This is a genomic window from Euzebyella marina, from assembly GCF_014855515.1.
GTDB lineage: Bacteria > Bacteroidota > Bacteroidia > Flavobacteriales > Flavobacteriaceae > Euzebyella > Euzebyella marina.
The window spans coordinates 665,947-686,971 of sequence record NZ_JACYFK010000002.1 but is presented as its reverse complement, the minus strand read 5'-3'; the positions used below and the strand labels follow the sequence as shown (position 1 = coordinate 686,971).

Below are 21,025 nucleotides of genomic sequence, written 5' to 3'. Positions count from 1 at the left end.
CAAATTTACAGCTTTTCGGTGAAAGCTTCTAGAAGAAAAATTAACAGTATCAACAACAAATTGTTGATTACTTCTTCTGTAAAAGAGCCATGTAAAAACCGTCAAAACCTGATTGCGAAGCAAATATATTCTTGTCTTTCACCAAACTGAAATCTTTACCTTCTTCCGATTGAAGAAATGATTGAACTTGATTTCCGTTCTCTTGAGGTAAAATAGAACAAGTAGCATAAACCATTTTGCCACCGGGTTTCACAATTTTGCTATAACTACGAATAATATCTGCTTGTGTAGCCAAAATCTTGTCGAGAAATTCTGGTTGTAATTTCCATTTGGTATCCGGGTTTCTACGAATAACACCCAAACCTGTACACGGCGCATCGATCAATACCCTATCGGCACTACCATATAATTTCTTGAATACTTTGGTCGAATCGATTTCCCGGGTTTCAATATTATGGGCACCGTTGCGTCGGGCACGTCTTTTCAATTCCTTTAGCTTACTAATGTAAACATCCATAGAAATCAATTGGCCCTTGTTTTCCATGAGCGCAGCTAAATGCAGTGATTTTCCACCTGCACCGGCACAGGTGTCGACCACTCGTTGCCCAGGTTGCACATCTAACAGTTCTGAAACTAACTGTGAAGAAGCGTCTTGAACCTCAAATAGGCCATCTTTAAAGGCCTGTGTCACAAAAACGTTGGCACGCTCCACAAGTTTGAGAGCCAAAGGGTAGCCTTTGATAGGTTCTGCAACGATACCCTCGTCGAGCAATGTTTTTCTTAGTTTCTCGCGGGTTGTTTTTAAGGTATTGGAGCGTAAAATGACTTCTGCCTGCTCGTTGAGGGCGGCAATTTCCTTGGTCCAAAGTTCATCGCCCAATGCTTTTTCGCATAATTCATCTATCCAATCCGGAATCGCTTCGCGGTACTTCCTAATTTTGGAGAGCTCATCAAATTTGCCTTTTATCCTTCTTTCGGGTGTTGGTTCAATCTGTTTCCAATCGGGTAACTGAATGCCTTTCAAAACGGCCCAAACCGCCCACATTCTAAAAAGCTCTGGTCTGTTGAAAGGAGCTTTAACCCCCGCGATTTCGGCATACAACCTTTTATAGCGAACCATTTCGTAGGTAGTTTCGGCAATGAAGCCACGGTCTCTGCTTCCCCATCGCTTATCGAACTTCAATACCTTTTGCACTACCTTATCGGCATATTCGCCTTCATTAAATATTAAATGTAGCGCATCAATTACGGCAAACACAAGATTTCGGTGTAGTCTCATAAAGTTCGTTTCTAAAAAGGTGGGTGCAAAGGTATTGTATTCATGGCGAATGGCTCTATTTTTGACAAAATTTATAATCATGCAGAGATTAGGTGCTATTGTTTGTTTGCTAATCCTTCTTTCTTGTCAAGAGGTGGATAAAAGAAAGCCGTTTACGTCGGTGTCTGTTACCGATGTTTACGAAGATTCAGTCAGTATAAGGGCTATTGAGCTAATGGGCGAGAGTTTGGCTTTTGCAGGCAGCAACGGTATTTTCGGTAGTATAAATTTAAATACCCATAAAGTTCGGACAAATATACAGAAGTATGATTCCATCACGCCAGAGTTTAGGGCTGTCGGGCACACGTCTACCGATTTTTTTATGCTGTCGGTCGCTACACCGGCGTTACTTTACAAAACGGGTGACAAAGGAAAAATGGAACTTGTATATAAAGAGGAAGGGGAGCATGTTTTTTATGATTCGCTTAAATTTTTTAACGATTCGGATGGAATAGCCGTTGGAGACAGTTTCGAGGGCTGCCTTAGTATACTTATGACTGATGATGGAGGCAATAATTGGTCGAAACTACCGTGTGATGAACTACCTAAAGCATTGGAAGGGGAGGGGGCTTTCGCGGCCAGTAACACTAATGTTGAAATACAAGGGGATAAGGTTTGGATTGCTACTACCGGAGGTAGATTGTATCATTCTACCAATAAGGGAAAAATTTGGACCATTCAAGACACGCCAATAGAAGGATCGGAACCAACCCAAGGAATTTATTCGTTGGATTTCTACAATGAAGAGATTGGTCTAGCCATAGGAGGCGACTATACTCAACCCGATGGTAAAAAAGATAATAAGGCCATTACTTTGGATGGAGGTAATACTTGGAACTTAATAGCGGATGGTTTAGAACCGGGATATAAAAGCTGTATTCAGTTTGTTCCTAAATCGGAAGGTAAGGAGATAGTGGCCCTTGGTTTTACCGGAATTTCCTAATCATCTGATCAGGGTAAAACATGGTCGGCCCTTTCTCAAGAACCCTTCTATACCCTTCGATTCGTTAACGATTCTGTTGCGTATGCTGCTGGAAAAAACAGAATTTCAAGATTGGTATTTAAATAAGAGATTGAAACCCGAAATTTGCTTAAAAAACTTATTGAGGCCTAATTGTAGCCCATTTTTTCCCGATATTGTTTGATAAGTTGCTTCTTAAATTCTTCTTCGGAGCGTAGTAGAAGTAGTGTTTTCTTCGCGGAAATAGCTTTGCTGACCGCTTCTAAGTAATCTTTTTCGATTTTTTCCTCTTCCTGCTCATAGTCCAAATATTTCTCTACAAGGGCTTGGGCCTCCTTTTCAGAAATATCGCTCGCATCCTTTATTTTAGAACGAACCTCTCTCCATTGCACATGCCTAAGTGATTCTTTGTTGCTTTCATATTGATTATAAAGCGGCCAGAATTCTTGAGCTTCTTTTGTGCTTAGATTGAGCTTTTCGGTCAGAAATGCAACCTTTAGCGCGTTGATTTTATCTTTTTTAGAATGCTCTTGTGCGAAAGATAGGGTAGAAGCAAAAGCTACCATGCATGCAATCAGAATTTTTCGGCTATTCATCATAATCAAGATTTAGGGCTTCAATATCCTCAATATTTTCATTGAGATAATCGACCATTTGTTCTTCAACAAAACGGCTTTCCATTACGTCGTAAACCTCTAATTGGTCAATTGGTATAACATCTGCTATTTCATAACTGGTAAGCCCGATATCATTGTTTTCAAAATAGGCATCGATTTCCGAATTGGCCAAGTCGTCAAAAGTTGGCTCATCGGAAACACCCAATTTTATGAATATGGCGATAAGTAATATGGCAGCGATAGAAGCTGCTATGTAATAATAGTTTCTGTAATTACTGCGTAATGATATGACCTTGCTTTTCTCTTCAGCCAAAGTATCGAGCAGCCTTCCTTCAAAAGAATCAAAATAATCTTTCGGAATAGCAAACCCATCATCTTCAGGTAAAGTGCTCTCGCTTGAAGAAAGCTTTTCAAATAGCTTTTCTTCAAAACCCTCAAAATAATTTTTGGGCGTATTAAACGGATTATTTTTATTTAGGTCGCTCATTGCTTTTATTTGACACTCAAAAACTTAAAAGGTTTAATCGGTTTTGAGATAAGCTTCAATTTTTTTAACCGCTAAATGATAACTTGCTTTAAGACCACCTACCGAAGTTTCTAAAATTTCTGAAATTTCTTCGTATTTAAGGTCTTGAAAATACTTCATATTGAAAACCAACTTTTGCTTTTCTGGCAATGTGGCAATCGCCTTTTGAAGCTTTAGTTGAATTTCATCACCTTCAAAATATACGTCTGCTTGTAAGTTTTGGACGATATTTTCTTGCAATTCGGCATCGGTGTAGCCGTTGCGTTTCGCTTTTTTCTTGAGAAAGGAGAGCGCCTCGTTGGTAGCTATTCGATAGAGCCATGAATACAACTTGCTCTCCCCCTTAAATCCGTCGATATTCCTGTATACTTTGATGAACGTATTCTGAAGAACATCATCGGTATCATCGTGATTAAGAACAATTCGGCGAATATGCCAATACAGGGGCTTTTTGTAAGTACTTACCAATACTTCAAAGGCACTTGCAGAACTTTCTTTTTGCTTTAATTGTTGAACTAAAGTTTCTTCGGAAACCAAATAGATGCACTTTAGATATACTATTAGACCTTGACCAAGATAAAAGGTTTAATCCGTAATGCAATGATTACTATAATTTTAAAAATTAATTAGCAAGTGATTGCATGGCCACCAATTTTTTGTAGACACCATCTCTTTCCAAAAGTTCACTATGGGTACCCTTCTCGACTATTTCTCCTTTTTGGAGAACAACTATCGTATCGGCGTTTTGAATGGTTGAAAGACGATGTGCAATGACAATTGAGGTTCTGTTTAGCATCATTTTTTCCAATGCATCTTGCACCAAGCGTTCACTTTCGGTATCTAGGGCCGAAGTAGCCTCATCTAAAACCATGATAGGCGGGTTCTTGAGAACTGCCCGGGCAATGGAAAGACGCTGCTTTTGGCCGCCACTCAGTTTATTACCGCTATCGCCGATATTGGTGTGATAACCTTCCGGTAACTCAGAAATGAATTCATGGGCATTGGCAATTTTAGCCGCTTCAATTATTTCTGCCTCTGAAGCATCTTTTTTACCTAGAGCTATATTGTTGGCTACCGTATCGTTAAAAAGTATGGAGTCTTGGGTAACCAAGCCCAATAATGACCGTAATGAGCTTTTGGTCACGTCTTTGATGCTATGGCCATCTAAAGCGATAGCTCCTTCATTAACGTCATAAAATCTGGTTATAAGGTTAGCGATGGTGCTTTTACCACTACCTGATTGGCCAACCAAGGCCACCGTGTGCCCTTTTGGAACACTAAGGTTAAAATTCTTCAATACGTATTCATCCTCATACTTGAAGGAAACATTCTGTAGTTCGATACCCCTTTCAAAACTTGAGATTTCAACAGCATTCGGTTTGTCGGAAATAGGGTTTTCGGTTTCCAAAATCTCCAGTACCCGTTCCGCTGCTGCATTTCCTTTTTTTACTCCGTACGAAGCTTTGCTGATGGCTTTTGCCGGGGTCAAAATGTTGTATGCCAGCCCCATGTAAGCAATAAAAGAGGAAGGGTCCAGTGTTTCTTCTACCAGAACCATTCGGCCACCAAACCACAATAAAACCCCTATGACCAGAATACCAAGAAACTCACCTGTTGGAGAAGCTAAATTTTGTCTATTCAACAAAGTATTCGAAAACCTAAAAAATCGTTTGGTCGAGCGAGAAAATAATTGGTAAAAGTGAGACTCGGCATTAAAGGCTTTTATAACCCTTAAACCGCCAAGAGTTTCTTCAACAATAGATAAAAACTCGCCCTGTTCTCGTTGTACTCGGTCCGATTTTTTCTTTAAAGATTTTCCGATTCTTGAAATGATGGCTCCTGCGATGGGTATAAATATAAAGACAAACAATGTGAGCTTCGTACTGATGCCGAACATGATGAGAATGGTAAACAAGATGGTGAGTGGCTCTCTAACTATCAATTCTAGGATCGATAGAAAAGAATGCTGAATTTCAAGTACATCAGATGTTATTCTGGCAATGACATCACCCTTTCGCTTCTCGGAGTAGAATGACACAGGTAACTCTACGATTTTCTGGTACATTTTATTTCGAATGTCTTTCAATACACCATTTCTTAAGAAGGTAATGAAATACATGGCCAAATAATTGAAAAAATTCTTTAGCAGAAACAGTACCAAAACAAGACCAATTACTAGAACCAGGCCTTTCATCTCGTCATCACCGGAATACACGGTGACCCTGTAATTGATATAATCTTGAAGGTAATCTTTAAGTTGCCCAAAACCCTCATATACAGGCTCAACGGTCACCTTGTTTTCAGGTTTGAAAAGAACATCTAGCATAGGAATCAGCGCCGCAAATGAAAGGGCGCTGAACAATGCATAAAGAATATTAAAAAAGATGTTTAAATAGCCGTATTTGCTATAAGGTTTTGCAAACCTGAGAATCTTCTTAAAGTAATCCATTAACCGAGGTTAAGTTCGCCCAAGATGGTATTTATTTTCTCATCTAGCTCTGCAGAGACCTTTTTGTAATCTTCAGCCTTTTCTAATTTACCGTTGGTGCTAATGTAAAACTTTACCTTTGGTTCTGTTCCGCTAGGTCTGGCAGCGATTCGAGTACCATCTTCCGTTTCGTAAATCAATACATTCGATTTGGGAATGTCAATGGCTTTTTCTTCGCCGGTGATTACATTTTTCGCTATCGATGTATTATAATCTTCGATCCATACAACTTTTGAACCGGCCACTGTAGAAACAGGATTTTCTTTGAAATCTTTTAGCATTTGCTTGATTTCTTCGGCACCGCTCATTCCCTTTTTGGTGATGGAGATAAGTTTCTCTTTATAAAAACCGTAATCAACATAACATTGAATCAAATCTTTGTAGAAAGAGCTCCCGTTCGCTTTTGCTTGAGAAGCAATTTCACAGGCCAATAGAGTAGAAGTAACGGCATCTTTATCTCTCACGAAATCACCCACCATATAGCCATAGCTTTCTTCGCCGCCACCGACAAAATGAGATTCAGGAAAATCTTTAATCATCTTTCCTATCCATTTAAATCCGGTCAATGCAGTTTTGAACTCAACGCCGTAGGCATTTGCCATTTTTTCCATCATTGGGGTAGAGACAATGGTAGTTGCTACAAATTCATTACCCTTGAAACCTTTTTCTTTCTGCTGTTCCAACAGAAATTTGGTCATAAGAACCATAGCCTGGTTACCGTTTACAATTTCCATTTGACCATCAAGGTTACGAACTACAATACCCAAACGATCACTGTCAGGGTCTGTACCTACGACCATGTCTGCACCTATTTCTTCCGCCTTTTTAATGGCCATCGATAGGGCCTCGCTTTCTTCGGGGTTAGGTGATTTAACAGTGGGGAAATTGCCGTTCGGCACCGCTTGCTCTTCAATGATAGTAACATTCTTGTATCCCGCTCGTTCAAGCACCTCAGGTATGGCGGTTATGGAAGTTCCGTGTAACGAGGTAAAGACTATTTTAAAATTATCCTTTCCCTTTGCATCAAAATTACCATTAGCTACCGAGGCTTCAAAAAATGCTTCGTCAACTTCTTTGTCAATTAATTTGATCAAAGATTCGTTCGCGTCAAAATTGATATCTTCATAAGCCAAGGCATTAATTTCGGATATGATTTCACCATCCTGCGGAGGTACTATTTGTCCGCCATCAGTCCAGTAAACCTTGTATCCATTGTATTCAGGCGGATTGTGTGATGCTGTCAATACGATACCAGCATGACATTTAAGATGTCTTACGGCAAATGAAAGCTCAGGTGTGGTACGAAGGCTTGAGAAAAGATAAACATTGATTCCGTTCGCAGAAAGAACTTCGGCGACCGTTCTGGCCAAGGTGTCGCTATTGTTTCTACAATCAAATGCGATAACTACCTTAATATTTTCGCCATCATAGACTTTTTTCAAATAATTGCTAAGGCCTTGCGTACTTTTACCCAAGGTGTATTTGTTGATTCTATTCGTGCCAACGCCCATAACACCACGCATTCCGCCTGTTCCGAATTCCATATTCTTGTAGAACCTGTCTTTAAGTTCTTCGGTATCGTTGGCGATAAGGTCTTGTATTTCTTTTTTAACGGCCGGATCGAAAAAATCGGTCAACCAGCTTTTAGCGGTGTTCAAAATGGCATCCATAGTATATAGTATTCGTATTTTTTGTACTTAAATTTAAGAAGAATATTGCTTTTCAGCAGGTGTTAAATTAATTTCTTCGGAAACCGTATAACGGGCTTCATTTTTTCTTGATCTTATCAATATTTCGCCCAGAAAACCCGCTAAAAACAATTGGGTTCCCATTACCATTGCGGTCAATGCAATGAAAAATTGAGGCCTATCTGTAATAAGCCTTCCTCTGGTATTTATAAAAAGTTTGTCAACACCTAAATAAAGGGCAAAACCAAAGCCTATGATAAACATAAGTACCCCGAGAGCCCCAAAAAGGTGCATGGGCTGTCTGCCGAATTTAGATACGAACCAAATGGTAAGCAGATCCAGAAAACCATTAATAAAACGCTCTATACCAAATTTGGTCTTGCCGTATTTTCGCGCCTGGTGTTTAACGACTTTTTCACCGATATGACTATAACCCGCATTTTTTGCCAATACAGGAATGTAACGGTGCATTTCACCGGAGACTTCAATGTTCTTAATAACTTTCTGATCAAAAGCTTTTAAGCCGCAATTGAAATCGTTCAATTGTACACCCGAAGTTTTTCGGGCAGCCCAGTTGAAAAGTTTTGAAGGCAGGTTCTTTGATAGGAGGGAGTCGTATCTTTTTTTCTTCCAACCAGAAACCAAATGGTAGCCCTCATTTTTAATCAAATCATAAAGTTCGGGTATCTCTTCAGGATTGTCCTGTAAATCGGCATCCATAGTAATGACCACCTTACCTTTGGCAGCTTTGAAACCGGCATGAAGGGCCTGCGATTTACCAAAATTTTTGACAAATCGAACACCCTTTACATGAATGTTTTCGCGGGTAAGTTGTTGAATTAGGTTCCATGAACCATCTGAACTTCCATCATCAATGAATATGATTTCATATACATATCCATTAGACCGCATTACTTTAACAATCCAATCGTGAAGTTCTTTTAATGATTCCTCCTCGTTTAGAAGAGGGATAATTATGGACAGATCCATTCAATTATTCTATAGGTCTGCCCAAAAATACAATTTTGCAATCAATACGCAGGTTTTTGTTTTTTAAGAATTAATCCGGCAATAAGACCGACCACCAAGCCAATGATGACATTTAGGATCAAGATAACCGGATAAGAAATCCATGCAAAACTTTTTTGCATTTCAATACCTTGGTCGATTTGCTCTTCGGTAAGCTCGGGGTTGTTCTCCATAGCCTGTTGTTTGCCTATTTCGTACATATTATCCATAAAATCGGGCTCAACATAATTAGAGAAGACAAAAAAGTAAATTAAGCCTATTATACCTGAAATTAGGGCAATACCGGCACCAAGTTTTAACGCCTCGGATAAACTTAAAAAGCCGAGATTGGCTTTTTTAAACTGAAAAATGCCAAGTGCAATAACGGCCGCCAAGATAGCGATTTGGGTAGCTTGAACTGCCAAACCTCTTTCATAGTGCATATCCATCGTGTAGAGCATAATGCCAAAGACGATTCCGATACCACCGGCCAAGGCACCAAAATTAAGTGAATACTTGCCTGTAGTTGGTTGATTTTCTTCCATGATTTAATTTTGTTTTTAAGTTGTTATAGATAATAAGTTGTATTGTGATGTTGTTTGTTACGCCTAAATATAAAATATTTTCTTACTCTTTTTTAAATTGAGTACTTGTCGGGTAAATAAAAATAACTAAATTTGCAGCCTTAAAATGAGTGCCTGTCGGAATGGGTGCGTAAAATTTTATAAAGATGAAAAAAGACATACACCCAGAAAATTATAGGTTGGTGGCCTTTAAAGATATGTCGAACGACGATGTATTCTTGACCAAATCTACCGCTGATACCAAAGAGACTATTGAGGTTGATGGCGTTGAATACCCTTTGGTAAAATTGGAAATTTCTAGAACTTCTCACCCGTTCTATACTGGTAAAGCCAAATTCTTGGATACTGCCGGACGTATCGATAAGTTCAAGAGCAAGTACGAAAAATTTAAGAAGAAGCCAGCAAAGGCAGATTCTGATAAGAAATAATCAAGCACATTGCTTGGTAGAGACGCCTCCTTTTTTAAGGGGGCGTTTTTTTGTGTATTACTAGAGTGGGTAGCAGCACGGAAGCACTCGCATGCAATTAATTTTAAAATCTAACAATAAATTAAAAAGGCATCCGTAATTAGATTACTTAATTTTACGGAAAATAGCTTACCGATGAACTACATACTTTTTGATGGTACTGTTCGTGAAAACCTATTGCCCTTTACTTTTACAAGGCCGGTAGCCGATATCAGAATAGGCATTCTTACCATACGTGAAAAGTGGGAAACCTACCTAGGTTATACTACTACGACCATTACCGAAGATTATCTCTCCGAAAAATACCCCATGGTCGAAATGGAAGAAAATGTTTTAATCAATGCTTCTTTTTTGCCAAATAGTGAGCTGGTTGAACTGGTAAAGGGCCTTTCTGAAGGTGAAGCCATTTTTCAGGGGGAAGAGGTCATTGCTTTTTATACCAAAGACACGCAAGAAGAAGTTGATTTTGAAGATTATACGGCCATCGACTATGATGGTGATGTGCTCAGGGTAATCAATACTTGGGATATCTTCTCGAAAAATGCCGAGGCCATTCAAGAAGATTTTGATTTGCTGACCGAAGGTCGAGAGAGTGCACCCATATCAAATACGAATACGCTGATTCATCCTGAGCGTATTTTTGCCGAAGAAGGGGCAAAAGTTGAGCACAGTATTTTAAACGCGACCGATGGGCCAATCTACTTGGGAAAGGACTCTGAGGTTTGGGAAGGAAACCTAATTCGGGGCGCATTTGCACTTGGTCATAATGCCGTAGTTAAGATGGGAGCTAAAATTTATGGTGCCACAACCGTTGGGCCATATGGCAAGGTTTGTGGTGAAATCAGTAACTCGGTAATTTTTGGTTATTCAAGTAAAGGGCACGAAGGCTATTTGGGTAATGCTGTCTTAGGTGAGTGGTGTAATATTGGTGCTGACTCGAATAATTCTAACCTCAAGAACAATTATGCCAAAGTTCGGTTGTGGAATTATGCTACCGAGAAATTTGAGCAAACAGGCTTGCAATTTTGCGGACTAATGATGGGGGATCATAGCAAAACCGCCATTAACACGATGTTCAATACAGGCACCGTCATAGGGGTCAACTGTAATATTTACGTGCCGGGGTTTCCAAGAAATTTTGTGCCTAGTTTCAGTTGGGGCGGGGCGTCCGGCTTTTCTACTTATGCAACTTCAAAGGCTTTTGAGGCTGCTAAGGTAATGATGGCCAGAAGAAATGTCGAGTTTACAGAATTGGATGCCAAAATATTGGAACATGTTTTTGAACTCACCAAAAAATGGCGAAATTACTAACCGTATTTGTGGTGTAAATTTCAGCAAATCGAATTTTTAAGGATGCCAACTACATTGAAAAGGCGGCCCATTAATTCTGTGTATATTTGCACCCCAAAATAAAAACCCTCATGAAAAAGAAGGTTGCATTTTATACGCTCGGTTGCAAACTGAACTTTTCTGAAACATCTACGATAGCCAGAGGCTTTCAAGAAGAAGGTTTTGATCGTGTCGATTTTTCGGAAAAGGCCGATATGTATGTAATCAATACTTGTTCGGTGACCGAGAATGCCGATAAGCGATTTAAGACAATCGTGAAACAGGCGCAAAAATCTAATCCCGAGGCTTTTGTGGCGGCCATTGGTTGCTATGCCCAATTAAAACCTGAAGAATTAGCGGCTGTAGATGGTGTTGATCTGGTTTTGGGGGCGACCGAAAAATTTAAGATTACCGATTACATCAACGACCTGTCAAAAAACGATTTTGGCGAGGTTCATTCTTGTGAAATTGAAGATGCCGATTTTTATGTGGGTAGTTATGCCATAGGTGATAGAACAAGGGCTTTTTTGAAAGTTCAAGACGGCTGTGATTATAAATGTACCTACTGTACCATACCATTGGCCAGGGGAATCTCAAGAAGTGATACTCTTTCAAATGTTTTGAAAAATGCGGCCGAAATCTCTGAGCAGGGAATCAAAGAGATTGTTTTAACGGGTGTAAACATTGGTGATTATGGCAAGGGAGAGTTTGGTAATAAAAAACATGAACACACCTTTCTAGAGCTAGTAGAGGCATTAGATACCGTTGATGGAATTCACCGTTTAAGAATCTCATCTATAGAGCCTAATTTATTGAAGAATGAAACAATCGATTTTGTATCCCAGAGCGATTCTTTTGTTCCTCATTTTCACATACCCTTACAAAGCGGTAGTGACGATATTCTTAAATTGATGAGAAGGCGCTATTTAAGTGCACTTTATGTAGATCGGATCAAGAAGATTAAGCAGGTAATGCCCGATGCCTGTATCGGAGTTGACGTAATTGTAGGCTTCCCAGGTGAAACAGATGAACATTTTCTTGAAACCTATCATTTCTTAAATGATTTGGATGTTTCTTATTTACATGTCTTTACCTATTCTGAGAGGCAGAACACCCCGGCAGCTGAAATGGATGGGGTAGTACCTAAAAAGGTAAGGAGTAAAAGAAGTAAAATGCTTCGTGGCCTATCCGCAAAAAAAAGGAGGGCTTTTTACGAGAGCCAATTGGGCACAGAACGTACAGTGCTTTTTGAAGGGGAAAACAAAGAAGGCTACATTCACGGTTTTACAGAGAATTATGTGAAGGTAATGGCCCCTTGGAATCCGAATTTGGTCAATACATTGCACGAAGTCAAGCTAACTGAAATTGATGAAAGCGGCCTCGTACGTTTCGATTTTGTCAAAGAATTGATAAGCGCCTAAAGTCAGCTAGGGTAGGGATAAAAAAAATCCCACTGAAAGTGAGATTCTTAATAATGGTAACTTTAGAATGTCTTCTAGATTCTTATACCTACGGGTAACATCTCTTTATATTGCCTATTTTTTCTTAAGAATCCTGCTATTTGAGGGCTAGTTGGAACTACTCTTTGGTTTTGCTCCTGAATGTGGTGAAGAACAGATTTTATGAAATCTTCTTTAAATCCTTCATTGGTAATTTCTTCAGGTATTACCAATTTGGTTAGGAATACTTTTCTCTCTTGCGAAGAGTACTCAATTTTGGCCAAGTGACCGTTGACCTTAGTTTCGAACTGACGCAAGAAACTATTGTCTTTAATTTCTACTTCATTCATATAGTTTGATTTTTGTAGTAGCAGCAGAAAAAAAATCACGATGTTCCCCAATCGTAATTTTCTATACTTTTGCCATTGTTACGTAAACGTTGGAGTTTTCCAAAAGTCCGCAACAAAAGTAGTGAAAAAATTGTTAAATTCCTAATAATTCGGTGGTTAATACCTATGTCTAATCAAAAGGTACATGTTTATCTAATGCCAGGCATGGCGGCCAACCCAACTATATTCAAACATATCGACCTTCCCAAAGAACAGTTTGAGGTTCATTGGTTAGAGTGGTTTGTTCCTGACAGGGGTATGTCTATTAAAGCGTATGCCCAAAAAATGAACTTGAACATCAAACATGAAAACCCTGTTTTGATAGGTGTTTCTTTCGGTGGAATGTTGGTGCAGGAAATGGCTCGTTATATTTCGGTAAAAAAGGTTATAGTCATATCTACGGTTAAAAAAGCCCATGAATTGCCCAGACGAATGAAATGGGCCAAAAAGACAAGAATGCACAAGTTATTGCCCACCGGTCTGGTCAACAATATTGAAGTGCTCGCCAAGTATGCTTTTGGCGAAACAGTCAACAAAAGGCTGTCGTTGTACGAAGAATACCTATCCATTAGAGATAAATCGTATATCAATTGGTCTCTAGAGCAAATCGTTAATTGGAGCGAACGAAATTTTTCAGCACCTTTGGTGCATATTCACGGTGATAAGGATGCCGTTTTCCCTATCTCGAATATAAAAGACTGTATAACCGTAAAAAATGGCACCCATACCATGATTATACACAGGGCGCGGTGGTTTAATGAACACTTGCCCACAATTATTTTGCAATAAGCGAGTTGTAATAGTAACTTTGATAAACAATCAATAAAAAGAGATGAAGATTTTAAAGAATATTTTGATGCTTTTGGGTGTATTCTTTGTGGTTAGCACCTTGATTTTTGCTGTTCAGGGCAATGTTGAGCAGCAGCCCGATGATGTCCAGGATGTAGCTGAAAATGATGTAGAAAAAAATGTTGCCGACAGTTATAGAATCTCTTCTATTGATATTCCCGAAGATTTAAATTTTGCTGGAGAGATGGTGCCTCAAGACGACCCTGAAATAATGGAGCGTATTGATCGTGAATTTTTGGTAAATACGTATTGGCAATCAAATGCCCTTCTTCTCATAAAAAGAGCCCATAAATATTTTCCTATTATCGAACCTATTCTAGCCAAAAATGGGGTGCCCGATGATTTTAAGTATTTGGCTGTTGCCGAGAGCGGATTACAGAATGTAGTATCCCCGGCCGGCGCAACCGGTTTTTGGCAGATTATGAAAGCTACGGGTAGGGAATACGGTCTTGAAATTAACAGCAATGTAGATGAGCGCTATCATCTTGAAAAGGCAACAGAAGTAGCTTGTGCCTACTTGAAAAAGTATAATGAGAAATACGGCAGCTGGACGTTGACTGCCGCATCGTACAACGCGGGAGCCGGTGCCATCAGTAAATATTTGGGTATTCAACAAGTAGAAGATTATTATGATCTTTTACTTGGTCAAGAAACGGGTCGTTATGTATTTCGAATTATGGCCATCAAAGAGATTTTGAGCCATCCCGAAAAATATGGTTTCTTGGTAGAAGAAAAAGATTTATACAAGGCTGTACCTACTTTCAAGGTTGAAGTTGAAGAGCCTGTATTGAGTTTTGCAGATTTTGCCCAGAAGTATGAAATCAACTATAAGATTTTAAAGCGCCACAACCCATGGTTGCGCGAGCCTCACCTAAATAACGCCTCACGTAAAAAATACAATATTGAAATACCTTATAAGGGGTATTATCGCGGTTCAAAATAGAGTCTTTTATCAGATGGGTACATTTTAAGCGCATTTGGGTTATTTCAAAAGATTTAAAATTCAGATCTTGACAACCTATTTTCCAATAGCAAACGCTTTCGGTAGGTTAAGTAATGAGTGAAATTATAACTTTCGGAAAATCGAACATTTGGCTTATACTTTTAAGTATCAATTATTTATTGGTGTTTGCCCTTTGTATAATTATTCTTCTCAAGAATAAAAATCCGGTAAAAACCCTCTCTTTTCTATTTGCTCTCGCAGTGCTGCCTTTTTTAGGCTTGATAGTCTATTATTTTCTGGGACAAGATTATCGCAAAGAAAAAATATTTGAAAAGAAGTATCTTTTTGATAATGAGCGCATACGAGAGTGGAGAAAGAAGTTCAAACTTGACTATCAAGAACGCGAAGATTTCGAAGAAACTTTTGGCGAGGGTATTTTTAAAATATATAAGCTCTTAAAAAACAATGAAAAAGCCGTACTAACTTTTGACAATGATATAGAAATATTGGTCAATGGCGAGAAGAAGTTTGAAAGACTTCGGCAAGACCTCGATGCTGCTAAAAGACATATTCATCTAGAATACTTTGTTTTGTTCGATGATGAACTGGGTACGGAGTTAATTGATATTCTTTGCAAAAAAGCGGAAGAAGGTGTTAGGGTTCGATTGGTATATGATGATGTTGGTAGTAATCTATCGAGAAAGGCCAAGCGTAAGCTTAAAAAGTCAAAGGTAGAACACTATCCGTTCATGCCGGTCATTTTTTCCAATTCAACAAGCAAGCTTAATTATCGCGACCATAGAAAAATTGTAGTAATAGACGGGAAGATAGGTTATGTCGGCGGTATCAACTTAGATCAGAAATATGATAATTCTTATGATAACGAGCGCTATTGGCGAGACACTCATTTAAGAATTCAAGGAGGTGCGGTGGGCTCTCTGCAGTCCTCTTTTTTGTTAAGCTGGAATTTTGCCTCGAATGATGAACTGGAAATAGAAGACCATTTGTTTCCTAATGTGAAGCCTGAGACACAAGAGCCTGTAGCTATTCAAATGGCTGCTTCTGGCCCCGATACCGATTGGGCAAACATTATGGAAGCTATTTTCTGCGCGATGAATTCCGCAAGGGAGAGAATTTACCTCACTACTCCTTACTTCATGCCCAATAATGCCATTTTTACTGCTTTGACCACAGCAGCCAGAAGTGGGGTAGACGTACGTGTAATTCTACCTTATGAGTCGGATTCCTGGGCCGCTCAGTATGCGTCAGATTCCTATATTGAGCAATGTTTGGAGTCAGGTATTAAAATATACAGGTATTGTAGGGGCTTTGTACACGCAAAAACCATGGTGGTAGACGATATGCTATCTACTATCGGCACTGCCAATCTCGACTATCGCAGTTTCGCACTTAATTTCGAAATCAATGCCCTTATTTATAACAAAAAAGTAAATGAAGATATGGCGCAGATTTTTATGAACGATTTGAACGACTGTGAAGAAGTTGAATTGGAGCGTTGGAGAAATCGTGGCATACGACGCAAATTAAAAGAGTCGTTTAGCCGTCTTTGGGCACCCCTACTATAAAAAAAGCCCCGTGAGGGGCATTTTGCTTTAGATACGCTTCATCTGCTGCTGCATCATCTTAATCTGTTCGGTAAGCATATTGTTTTTATCCAATTTCTTTGCTTCGTTCAGTAATGTAGTTGCCTCTCTTTTCCTTCTTTTTTGCATCGCAATACCGGCAAGACTAAGTTTGGCCATGGCCACATCATAGTCCATGTTAAGGCCTAGCTTAAGTGCTTTGCGAAAATACTTTTCGGCTTGGGTGAGGTTTTTCTGGGAATGAATGATACCGTGTAAATAGTTATAGTAACCTTGTTGTTTGGTAACCAGGGCACCTTCAGGATTTTTAATTTTATCAAGCCATTTTTGGGTGCCATCTAAATCTTGCTTACGCATTCTTAAGAAGGCTAAAAGAATCATCTCATTCCTAAAATACAAGAAAATGAAAATGAGAGAAAGTAGTATTAAGAAGATGCCGTTGCCGATATTACCCTCAACGAATTGATATACCGCATAGGCAATAATCAGACCGGCAATAACAAGTTTTATGTTTTTGTGAAACATTTTAAAAGTGATTAATTGGTTTGTATTTGAGACCCTATAAGTTCGTAGGTTATAATCGATTTTATGGTAGTAGGTATTTCTTGTTCCCCCATCTGCGCCATGGTCGATGCACCTTTTGAAACTCCTTCTACAACCATTTTTTGAATGAAGCCTGAACTTAAATCAGTGGTTATCTGGGTTTTTTGAGAACCCGTTAGCTTCATAGTAGTTGTCGGTTCGCTAACGTTCATGATAACATCTGCCAATCCGCTTATGGTGGCATTTTCTTTAGATAGGTTTTTCAATGTCCAAACATTTTTGGCCTGAAGCTTTCCACCATATTCATTTTTCCAATTACCCCCAATTTTCACCTTGTTCTTGGGGTAAATAAAAGTCATCTGTTTGTAACTGTTGGATAGGGCCTCTGAACCAAATTCCTTCTCCAACGATTTTTTCATCATTTTCAATGAGAACTCATCTTCCAGACCCGATGCTTCCGCCATTTGAGCCACAATATTGTCACCACCCTTAACTTCTAGAATATCGCCATTTTTGGCCAATACCATTTTGACAGGTTTATTTAAAAGGCTATTGAATATTTGAGATTGCATGTCGTCTTCGACCACTTCTTTGGCCTTTACGTTCATCAACTCACCTTGTATGCTAGAGGTCATAACAAGGTTAAGGTCTTTAAATGTTAGGGCGATGTCATAGATACTGTCGCGTTGCCCCAATACCTTGAATTCTAAAATTCCATCAATTTTATTGGTAAGTTCATGGGTCGAACCATCTAATTCTTGGGTGATAATTTGTTGTGCTTCTTGCTTAATAGTGTAAATGGCATCCTTCTTAAGTTTGTATTCCAAGACGGTCTGACCGACACAAGCGGAAGTGAAAAGCAAGGTTGCCAAGAAGCTCAAATAGTGTCTCATAGGTTGATTTTGTTAGAAAAATCAGATTTCGGCAAAAGTAATAAAAACCTATTTCTAGGCCTTGGACAAACTTGAAAAATATTTTTTTAAATGTGTTTGGGAAAGAAAAAACTCTTTGTATATTTGCGCCCAGATTTTTGCGAGAGAAACGCAACATTAGAACTACGAAAAGGATAAGACAATGCCCGGACAGAAAAGAACATATCAGCCATCAAAGCGTAAAAGAAGAAATAAACACGGTTTTAGGGAGCGTATGGCCTCTGTAAACGGTAGAAAGGTTTTGGCCCGAAGAAGGGCTAAAGGAAGAAAAAAACTATCTGTATCTTCTGAGCCGAGACATAAGAAATAAATGATTCTATCAAGAATATGAAATATTAGGTGTTACTTTTTTAAAGTAGCACCTTTTTTTTGGCCTGTAAAGAGATAAACCACTATCTTAATCAATTAAATTTCCAAGCATAAAAGAACACTCAAAATGCCCAAAAGACAAGACTTAAAATCGATTTTAATTATTGGCTCCGGCCCCATCATCATAGGTCAAGCGTGTGAATTCGACTATTCCGGATCACAGGCCCTAAGAAGTTTGAAAGAAGATGGTATCGAAACCATTCTTATCAATAGTAACCCGGCCACCATTATGACCGACCCAACAATGGCGGATCATGTTTATCTGAAGCCGTTGAATACCAAATCGATAATAGAAATATTAAAGAAACACCCCCAAATTGATGCAGTACTGCCTACCATGGGTGGTCAAACAGCGTTGAACCTTTGTATCGAAGCCGATGAAAAAGGTATTTGGGAAGATTTTAATGTAGAAATCATTGGGGTGGATATCAATGCGATCAACATTACCGAAGATAGAGAGAAGTTTCGTGAGCTTATGTTGAAAATCGGTATTGGTATGGCCCCTCAGGCTACGGCCACATCTTTCTTAAAAGGTAAAGAGATAGCGCAAGAATTTGGCTTTCCTTTGGTTATTCGCGCCTCTTATACCCTAGGTGGTGCGGGAGCTTCTATCGTTCACAAACCTGAAGATTTTGATGAACTTCTGAGTAGGGGGTTGGAAATTTCCCCAATACACGAGGTCATGATTGATAAGGCCTTGATGGGATGGAAGGAATACGAGCTAGAGCTTTTGAGGGATAAGAACGATAACGTGGTTATCATCTGTACCATAGAAAATATGGATCCAATGGGTATTCATACCGGAGACTCCATCACTGTGGCACCGGCCATGACCTTATCGGATCGAACCTTCCAAAAAATGCGTGATATGGCCATTCATATGATGCGCAGTATCGGTGACTTTGCCGGGGGTTGTAACGTTCAGTTCGCGGTGAGCCCCGATGATGAGGAAGAAATAATTGCCATCGAAATCAACCCTAGGGTTTCACGTTCTTCAGCTCTTGCTTCGAAAGCTACCGGTTATCCGATTGCAAAAATAGCTTCTAAATTGGCCATTGGTTACCATTTGAACGAGTTGGATAATCAGATTACCAAATCAACTTCCGCTCTTTTCGAGCCTACGCTTGATTACGTGATTGTAAAGATACCAAGATGGAATTTCGATAAATTCGAAGGCTCTGACAGAACTTTGGGCCTTCAGATGAAATCGGTAGGTGAGGTGATGGGCATTGGTCGTTCTTTTCAAGAGGCGCTGCACAAGGCAACCCAATCATTGGAGATCAAAAGAAACGGACTTGGTGCCGATGGTAAAGGGTACAAGAATTACGATCAAATCATACAAAAACTTACCGTACCAAGTTGGGACCGGGTTTTTGTTATCTATGATGCTATTCAATTGGGTATTCCTCTAAGAAGAATTCACGATATCACAAAAATAGATATGTGGTTCTTGAAGCAATACGAAGAATTGCACCTATTGGAAAAGGAAATCTCTACCTATACCATCGCAACTTTGACCAAAGAGCTTATGCTTGAGGCCAAGCAACGTGGTTTTGCCGATAGGCAAATAGCCCATATGCTAGATTGTTATGAAAGTGAGGTACATAAAAAGCGTACCGAAGAAATGAATATCAATAGGGTCTATAAATTAGTAGATACTTGTGCTGCCGAATTTAAGGCGATGACTCCCTACTATTATTCTACTTTCGAGGAAGAAATTGAGAAACCGGATGGTACCCGCTATGTAGAAAACGATAGCGAAGTTACCGACCGTAAGAAAATAGTGGTTCTAGGTTCTGGACCTAACAGAATCGGTCAAGGTATCGAATTCGATTATTGTTGTGTTCATGGGGTGTTGGCGGCTGCCGAATGCGGTTACGAAACCATCATGATCAATTGCAACCCTGAAACGGTATCTACCGATTTTGATACAGCTGATAAACTTTATTTCGAACCAGTATTCTGGGAACATATCTACGATATTATCAGGCATGAAAAGCCCGAAGGTGTAATTGTTCAGTTGGGTGGTCAAACTGCTTTAAAACTAGCTGAAAAGTTATCAAAATACGGTATTAAAATTATAGGTACAAGCTTTGAGTCACTTGACTTGGCAGAAGATCGTGGTAGTTTCTCCGATTTGTTAAAGGCCAATGACATTCCTTATCCTCAATTTGGGGTGGCTGAAACCGCCGATGAAGCTTTACAATTGGCTGATGAATTAAATTTTCCACTTCTAGTGAGACCATCGTATGTATTGGGAGGTCAGGGAATGAAAATCGTAATCAACAAAGAGGAGCTTGAAGAGCATGTAGTTGACTTACTTCGAAAAATACCAAATAACAAGCTGCTTTTAGACCATTATTTAGATGGAGCTATTGAAGCCGAAGCGGATGCAATATGTGATGGAGAAGATGTCTATATCATCGGAATAATGGAGCATATAGAGCCTTGCGGAATTCACTCTGGAGATTCAAATGCCACATTGCCTCCCTTTAACCTAGGAGAGTTTGTGCTGCAGCAAATCAAGGACCACACCAAAAAAATAGCCTTGGCTTTGAATACGGTAGGTCTTATAAATATTCAGTTTGCTATTAAAGATGATAAAGTTTACATTATAGAAGCGAACCCAAGGGCTTCAAGAACGGTACCTTTTATTGCTAAAGCTTACAAAGAACCTTATGTTAACTACGCTACCAAAGTAATGTTAGGAGATAAAAAGGTGAAAGACTTTGAATTCAATCCGCAATTGGAAGGCTTTGCCATCAAGCAACCGGTCTTTTCTTTCAACAAATTTCCGAATGTGAACAAGAACCTAGGTCCTGAGATGAAGAGTACAGGAGAAAGCATTTTATTCATTGAGAGCCTGAAAGATGATCAGTTCTATGATCTTTACGGTAGAAGAAAGATGTACCTATCTAAGTAGGGATTAACTTATAATTGAAGAGGCGACGAATTTATTCGTCGCCTTTTT

Annotated in this window: 20 protein-coding genes; 9 read left to right on the top strand and 11 right to left on the bottom strand. The window is 39.3% G+C overall.

Going from position 1 to position 21,025, the window contains the following annotated elements; translation table 11 throughout:
- Positions 1–67: 67 nt before the first annotated feature.
- Positions 68–1,279, bottom strand: coding sequence for an RsmB/NOP family class I SAM-dependent RNA methyltransferase (locus tag IL356_RS11870; protein ID WP_121850690.1), 1,212 nt, complete (start codon positions 1,277–1,279; stop codon positions 68–70).
- Between the two features lie 79 nt (positions 1,280–1,358).
- Here IL356_RS11870 and IL356_RS11865 point away from each other — a divergent pair, with 79 nt between their 5' ends.
- The gene (locus IL356_RS11865; protein ID WP_317125468.1) at positions 1,359–2,261 is read left to right on the top strand and encodes a WD40/YVTN/BNR-like repeat-containing protein; all 903 of its coding nucleotides are present in this window, start codon (positions 1,359–1,361) and stop codon (positions 2,259–2,261) included.
- 167 nt (positions 2,262–2,428) lie between these two features.
- On the opposite strand, the gene IL356_RS11860 is transcribed toward IL356_RS11865, so the two are convergent.
- The 7 genes from IL356_RS11860 to IL356_RS11830 form a co-directional block, all read right to left on the bottom strand.
- The gene (locus IL356_RS11860) at positions 2,429–2,878 is read right to left on the bottom strand and encodes a hypothetical protein (protein ID WP_121848800.1); all 450 of its coding nucleotides are present in this window, start codon (positions 2,876–2,878) and stop codon (positions 2,429–2,431) included.
- The gene (locus tag IL356_RS11855) at positions 2,868–3,383 is read right to left on the bottom strand and encodes a hypothetical protein (RefSeq protein WP_121848801.1); all 516 of its coding nucleotides are present in this window, start codon (positions 3,381–3,383) and stop codon (positions 2,868–2,870) included. Before IL356_RS11855 ends, IL356_RS11860 begins: the two co-directional genes overlap by 11 nt.
- Before the next feature lie 33 nt (positions 3,384–3,416).
- Positions 3,417–3,959, bottom strand: coding sequence for an RNA polymerase sigma factor (locus tag IL356_RS11850; protein ID WP_121848802.1), 543 nt, complete (start codon positions 3,957–3,959; stop codon positions 3,417–3,419).
- Positions 3,960–4,044: 85 nt separating this feature from the next.
- Positions 4,045–5,871 (bottom strand): ABC transporter ATP-binding protein, encoded by a 1,827-nt coding sequence (locus tag IL356_RS11845; protein WP_121848803.1) that lies wholly within the window; start codon positions 5,869–5,871, stop codon positions 4,045–4,047.
- On the bottom strand, positions 5,871–7,580 hold the full coding sequence (locus tag IL356_RS11840; RefSeq protein ID WP_121848804.1) for a phospho-sugar mutase: 1,710 nt from the start codon (positions 7,578–7,580) through the stop codon (positions 5,871–5,873). The genes IL356_RS11845 and IL356_RS11840 overlap by 1 nt, the downstream gene beginning before the upstream one ends.
- Before the next feature lie 33 nt (positions 7,581–7,613).
- Positions 7,614–8,588 (bottom strand): glycosyltransferase family 2 protein, encoded by a 975-nt coding sequence (locus tag IL356_RS11835; protein ID WP_121848805.1) that lies wholly within the window; start codon positions 8,586–8,588, stop codon positions 7,614–7,616.
- Between the two features lie 41 nt (positions 8,589–8,629).
- A complete protein-coding gene (locus IL356_RS11830; RefSeq protein WP_121848806.1) occupies positions 8,630–9,151 on the bottom strand; it encodes a DUF4199 domain-containing protein in 522 nt (173 codons plus the stop codon).
- Positions 9,152–9,336: 185 nt separating this feature from the next.
- Here IL356_RS11830 and IL356_RS11825 point away from each other — a divergent pair, with 185 nt between their 5' ends.
- From IL356_RS11825 to mtaB, 3 genes are all read left to right on the top strand, one after another.
- The gene (locus tag IL356_RS11825) at positions 9,337–9,618 is read left to right on the top strand and encodes a type B 50S ribosomal protein L31 (RefSeq protein WP_121848807.1); all 282 of its coding nucleotides are present in this window, start codon (positions 9,337–9,339) and stop codon (positions 9,616–9,618) included.
- A gap of 174 nt (positions 9,619–9,792) precedes the next feature.
- The gene (locus tag IL356_RS11820; protein ID WP_121848808.1) at positions 9,793–10,968 is read left to right on the top strand and encodes a GlmU family protein; all 1,176 of its coding nucleotides are present in this window, start codon (positions 9,793–9,795) and stop codon (positions 10,966–10,968) included.
- 110 nt (positions 10,969–11,078) lie between these two features.
- Positions 11,079–12,407: a tRNA (N(6)-L-threonylcarbamoyladenosine(37)-C(2))-methylthiotransferase MtaB gene (gene mtaB, locus IL356_RS11815; protein ID WP_121848809.1), complete on the top strand. Its 1,329-nt coding sequence runs from the start codon at positions 11,079–11,081 to the stop codon at positions 12,405–12,407.
- A 74-nt stretch (positions 12,408–12,481) separates the two neighbouring features.
- On the opposite strand, the gene IL356_RS11810 is transcribed toward mtaB, so the two are convergent.
- Positions 12,482–12,775 (bottom strand): GNAT family N-acetyltransferase, encoded by a 294-nt coding sequence (locus tag IL356_RS11810; protein WP_121848810.1) that lies wholly within the window; start codon positions 12,773–12,775, stop codon positions 12,482–12,484.
- A 165-nt stretch (positions 12,776–12,940) separates the two neighbouring features.
- Here IL356_RS11810 and IL356_RS11805 point away from each other — a divergent pair, with 165 nt between their 5' ends.
- The 3 genes from IL356_RS11805 (at position 12,941) to cls (ending at position 16,192) form a co-directional block, all read left to right on the top strand.
- Entirely contained in the window at positions 12,941–13,603 is a 663-nt protein-coding gene (locus IL356_RS11805; RefSeq protein ID WP_121848811.1) for an alpha/beta fold hydrolase, read from the top strand.
- Positions 13,604–13,646: 43 nt separating this feature from the next.
- Positions 13,647–14,606, top strand: coding sequence for a lytic transglycosylase domain-containing protein (locus IL356_RS11800; RefSeq protein ID WP_121848812.1), 960 nt, complete (start codon positions 13,647–13,649; stop codon positions 14,604–14,606).
- A gap of 113 nt (positions 14,607–14,719) precedes the next feature.
- A complete protein-coding gene (gene cls, locus IL356_RS11795; protein ID WP_121848813.1) occupies positions 14,720–16,192 on the top strand; it encodes a cardiolipin synthase in 1,473 nt (490 codons plus the stop codon).
- A gap of 27 nt (positions 16,193–16,219) precedes the next feature.
- Here cls and IL356_RS11790 read toward each other — a convergent pair whose 3' ends face one another.
- Entirely contained in the window at positions 16,220–16,735 is a 516-nt protein-coding gene (locus IL356_RS11790) for a DUF2892 domain-containing protein (RefSeq protein ID WP_121848814.1), read from the bottom strand.
- An 11-nt stretch (positions 16,736–16,746) separates the two neighbouring features.
- Positions 16,747–17,646, bottom strand: a complete 900-nt coding sequence (locus IL356_RS11785) for a DUF6263 family protein (RefSeq protein WP_121848815.1) — start codon at positions 17,644–17,646, stop codon at positions 16,747–16,749.
- A gap of 181 nt (positions 17,647–17,827) precedes the next feature.
- Between IL356_RS11785 and rpmH the strand changes: the two genes are divergently transcribed.
- A complete protein-coding gene (gene rpmH / locus IL356_RS11780) occupies positions 17,828–17,995 on the top strand; it encodes a 50S ribosomal protein L34 (protein ID WP_072991142.1) in 168 nt (55 codons plus the stop codon).
- A 126-nt stretch (positions 17,996–18,121) separates the two neighbouring features.
- Positions 18,122–20,977, top strand: a complete 2,856-nt coding sequence (gene carB / locus IL356_RS11775; RefSeq protein WP_121848816.1) for a carbamoyl-phosphate synthase large subunit — start codon at positions 18,122–18,124, stop codon at positions 20,975–20,977.
- Positions 20,978–21,025: the final 48 nt, after the last annotated feature.

Bases quoted from the DNA above. Each gene is read 5' to 3' on its own strand.
- IL356_RS11860 (WP_121848800.1), bottom strand. From the start codon at position 2,878: ATGATGAATAGCCGAAAAATTCTGATTGCATGCATGGTAGCTTTTGCT.
- rpmH (WP_072991142.1), top strand. From the start codon at position 17,828: ATGCCCGGACAGAAAAGAACATATCAGCCATCAAAGCGTAAAAGAAGA.
- IL356_RS11855 (WP_121848801.1), bottom strand. From the start codon at position 3,383: ATGAGCGACCTAAATAAAAATAATCCGTTTAATACGCCCAAAAATTAT.
- carB (WP_121848816.1), top strand. From the start codon at position 18,122: ATGCCCAAAAGACAAGACTTAAAATCGATTTTAATTATTGGCTCCGGC.
- IL356_RS11865 (WP_317125468.1), top strand. From the start codon at position 1,359: ATGCAGAGATTAGGTGCTATTGTTTGTTTGCTAATCCTTCTTTCTTGT.
- IL356_RS11825 (WP_121848807.1), top strand. From the start codon at position 9,337: ATGAAAAAAGACATACACCCAGAAAATTATAGGTTGGTGGCCTTTAAA.
- IL356_RS11870 (WP_121850690.1), bottom strand. From the start codon at position 1,279: ATGAGACTACACCGAAATCTTGTGTTTGCCGTAATTGATGCGCTACAT.
- mtaB (WP_121848809.1), top strand. From the start codon at position 11,079: ATGAAAAAGAAGGTTGCATTTTATACGCTCGGTTGCAAACTGAACTTT.
- cls (WP_121848813.1), top strand. From the start codon at position 14,720: ATGAGTGAAATTATAACTTTCGGAAAATCGAACATTTGGCTTATACTT.
- IL356_RS11820 (WP_121848808.1), top strand. From the start codon at position 9,793: ATGAACTACATACTTTTTGATGGTACTGTTCGTGAAAACCTATTGCCC.
- IL356_RS11810 (WP_121848810.1), bottom strand. From the start codon at position 12,775: ATGAATGAAGTAGAAATTAAAGACAATAGTTTCTTGCGTCAGTTCGAA.
- IL356_RS11800 (WP_121848812.1), top strand. From the start codon at position 13,647: ATGAAGATTTTAAAGAATATTTTGATGCTTTTGGGTGTATTCTTTGTG.
- IL356_RS11835 (WP_121848805.1), bottom strand. From the start codon at position 8,588: ATGGATCTGTCCATAATTATCCCTCTTCTAAACGAGGAGGAATCATTA.
- IL356_RS11785 (WP_121848815.1), bottom strand. From the start codon at position 17,646: ATGAGACACTATTTGAGCTTCTTGGCAACCTTGCTTTTCACTTCCGCT.
- IL356_RS11790 (WP_121848814.1), bottom strand. From the start codon at position 16,735: ATGTTTCACAAAAACATAAAACTTGTTATTGCCGGTCTGATTATTGCC.
- IL356_RS11840 (WP_121848804.1), bottom strand. From the start codon at position 7,580: ATGGATGCCATTTTGAACACCGCTAAAAGCTGGTTGACCGATTTTTTC.
- IL356_RS11805 (WP_121848811.1), top strand. From the start codon at position 12,941: ATGTCTAATCAAAAGGTACATGTTTATCTAATGCCAGGCATGGCGGCC.
- IL356_RS11830 (WP_121848806.1), bottom strand. From the start codon at position 9,151: ATGGAAGAAAATCAACCAACTACAGGCAAGTATTCACTTAATTTTGGT.
- IL356_RS11845 (WP_121848803.1), bottom strand. From the start codon at position 5,871: ATGGATTACTTTAAGAAGATTCTCAGGTTTGCAAAACCTTATAGCAAA.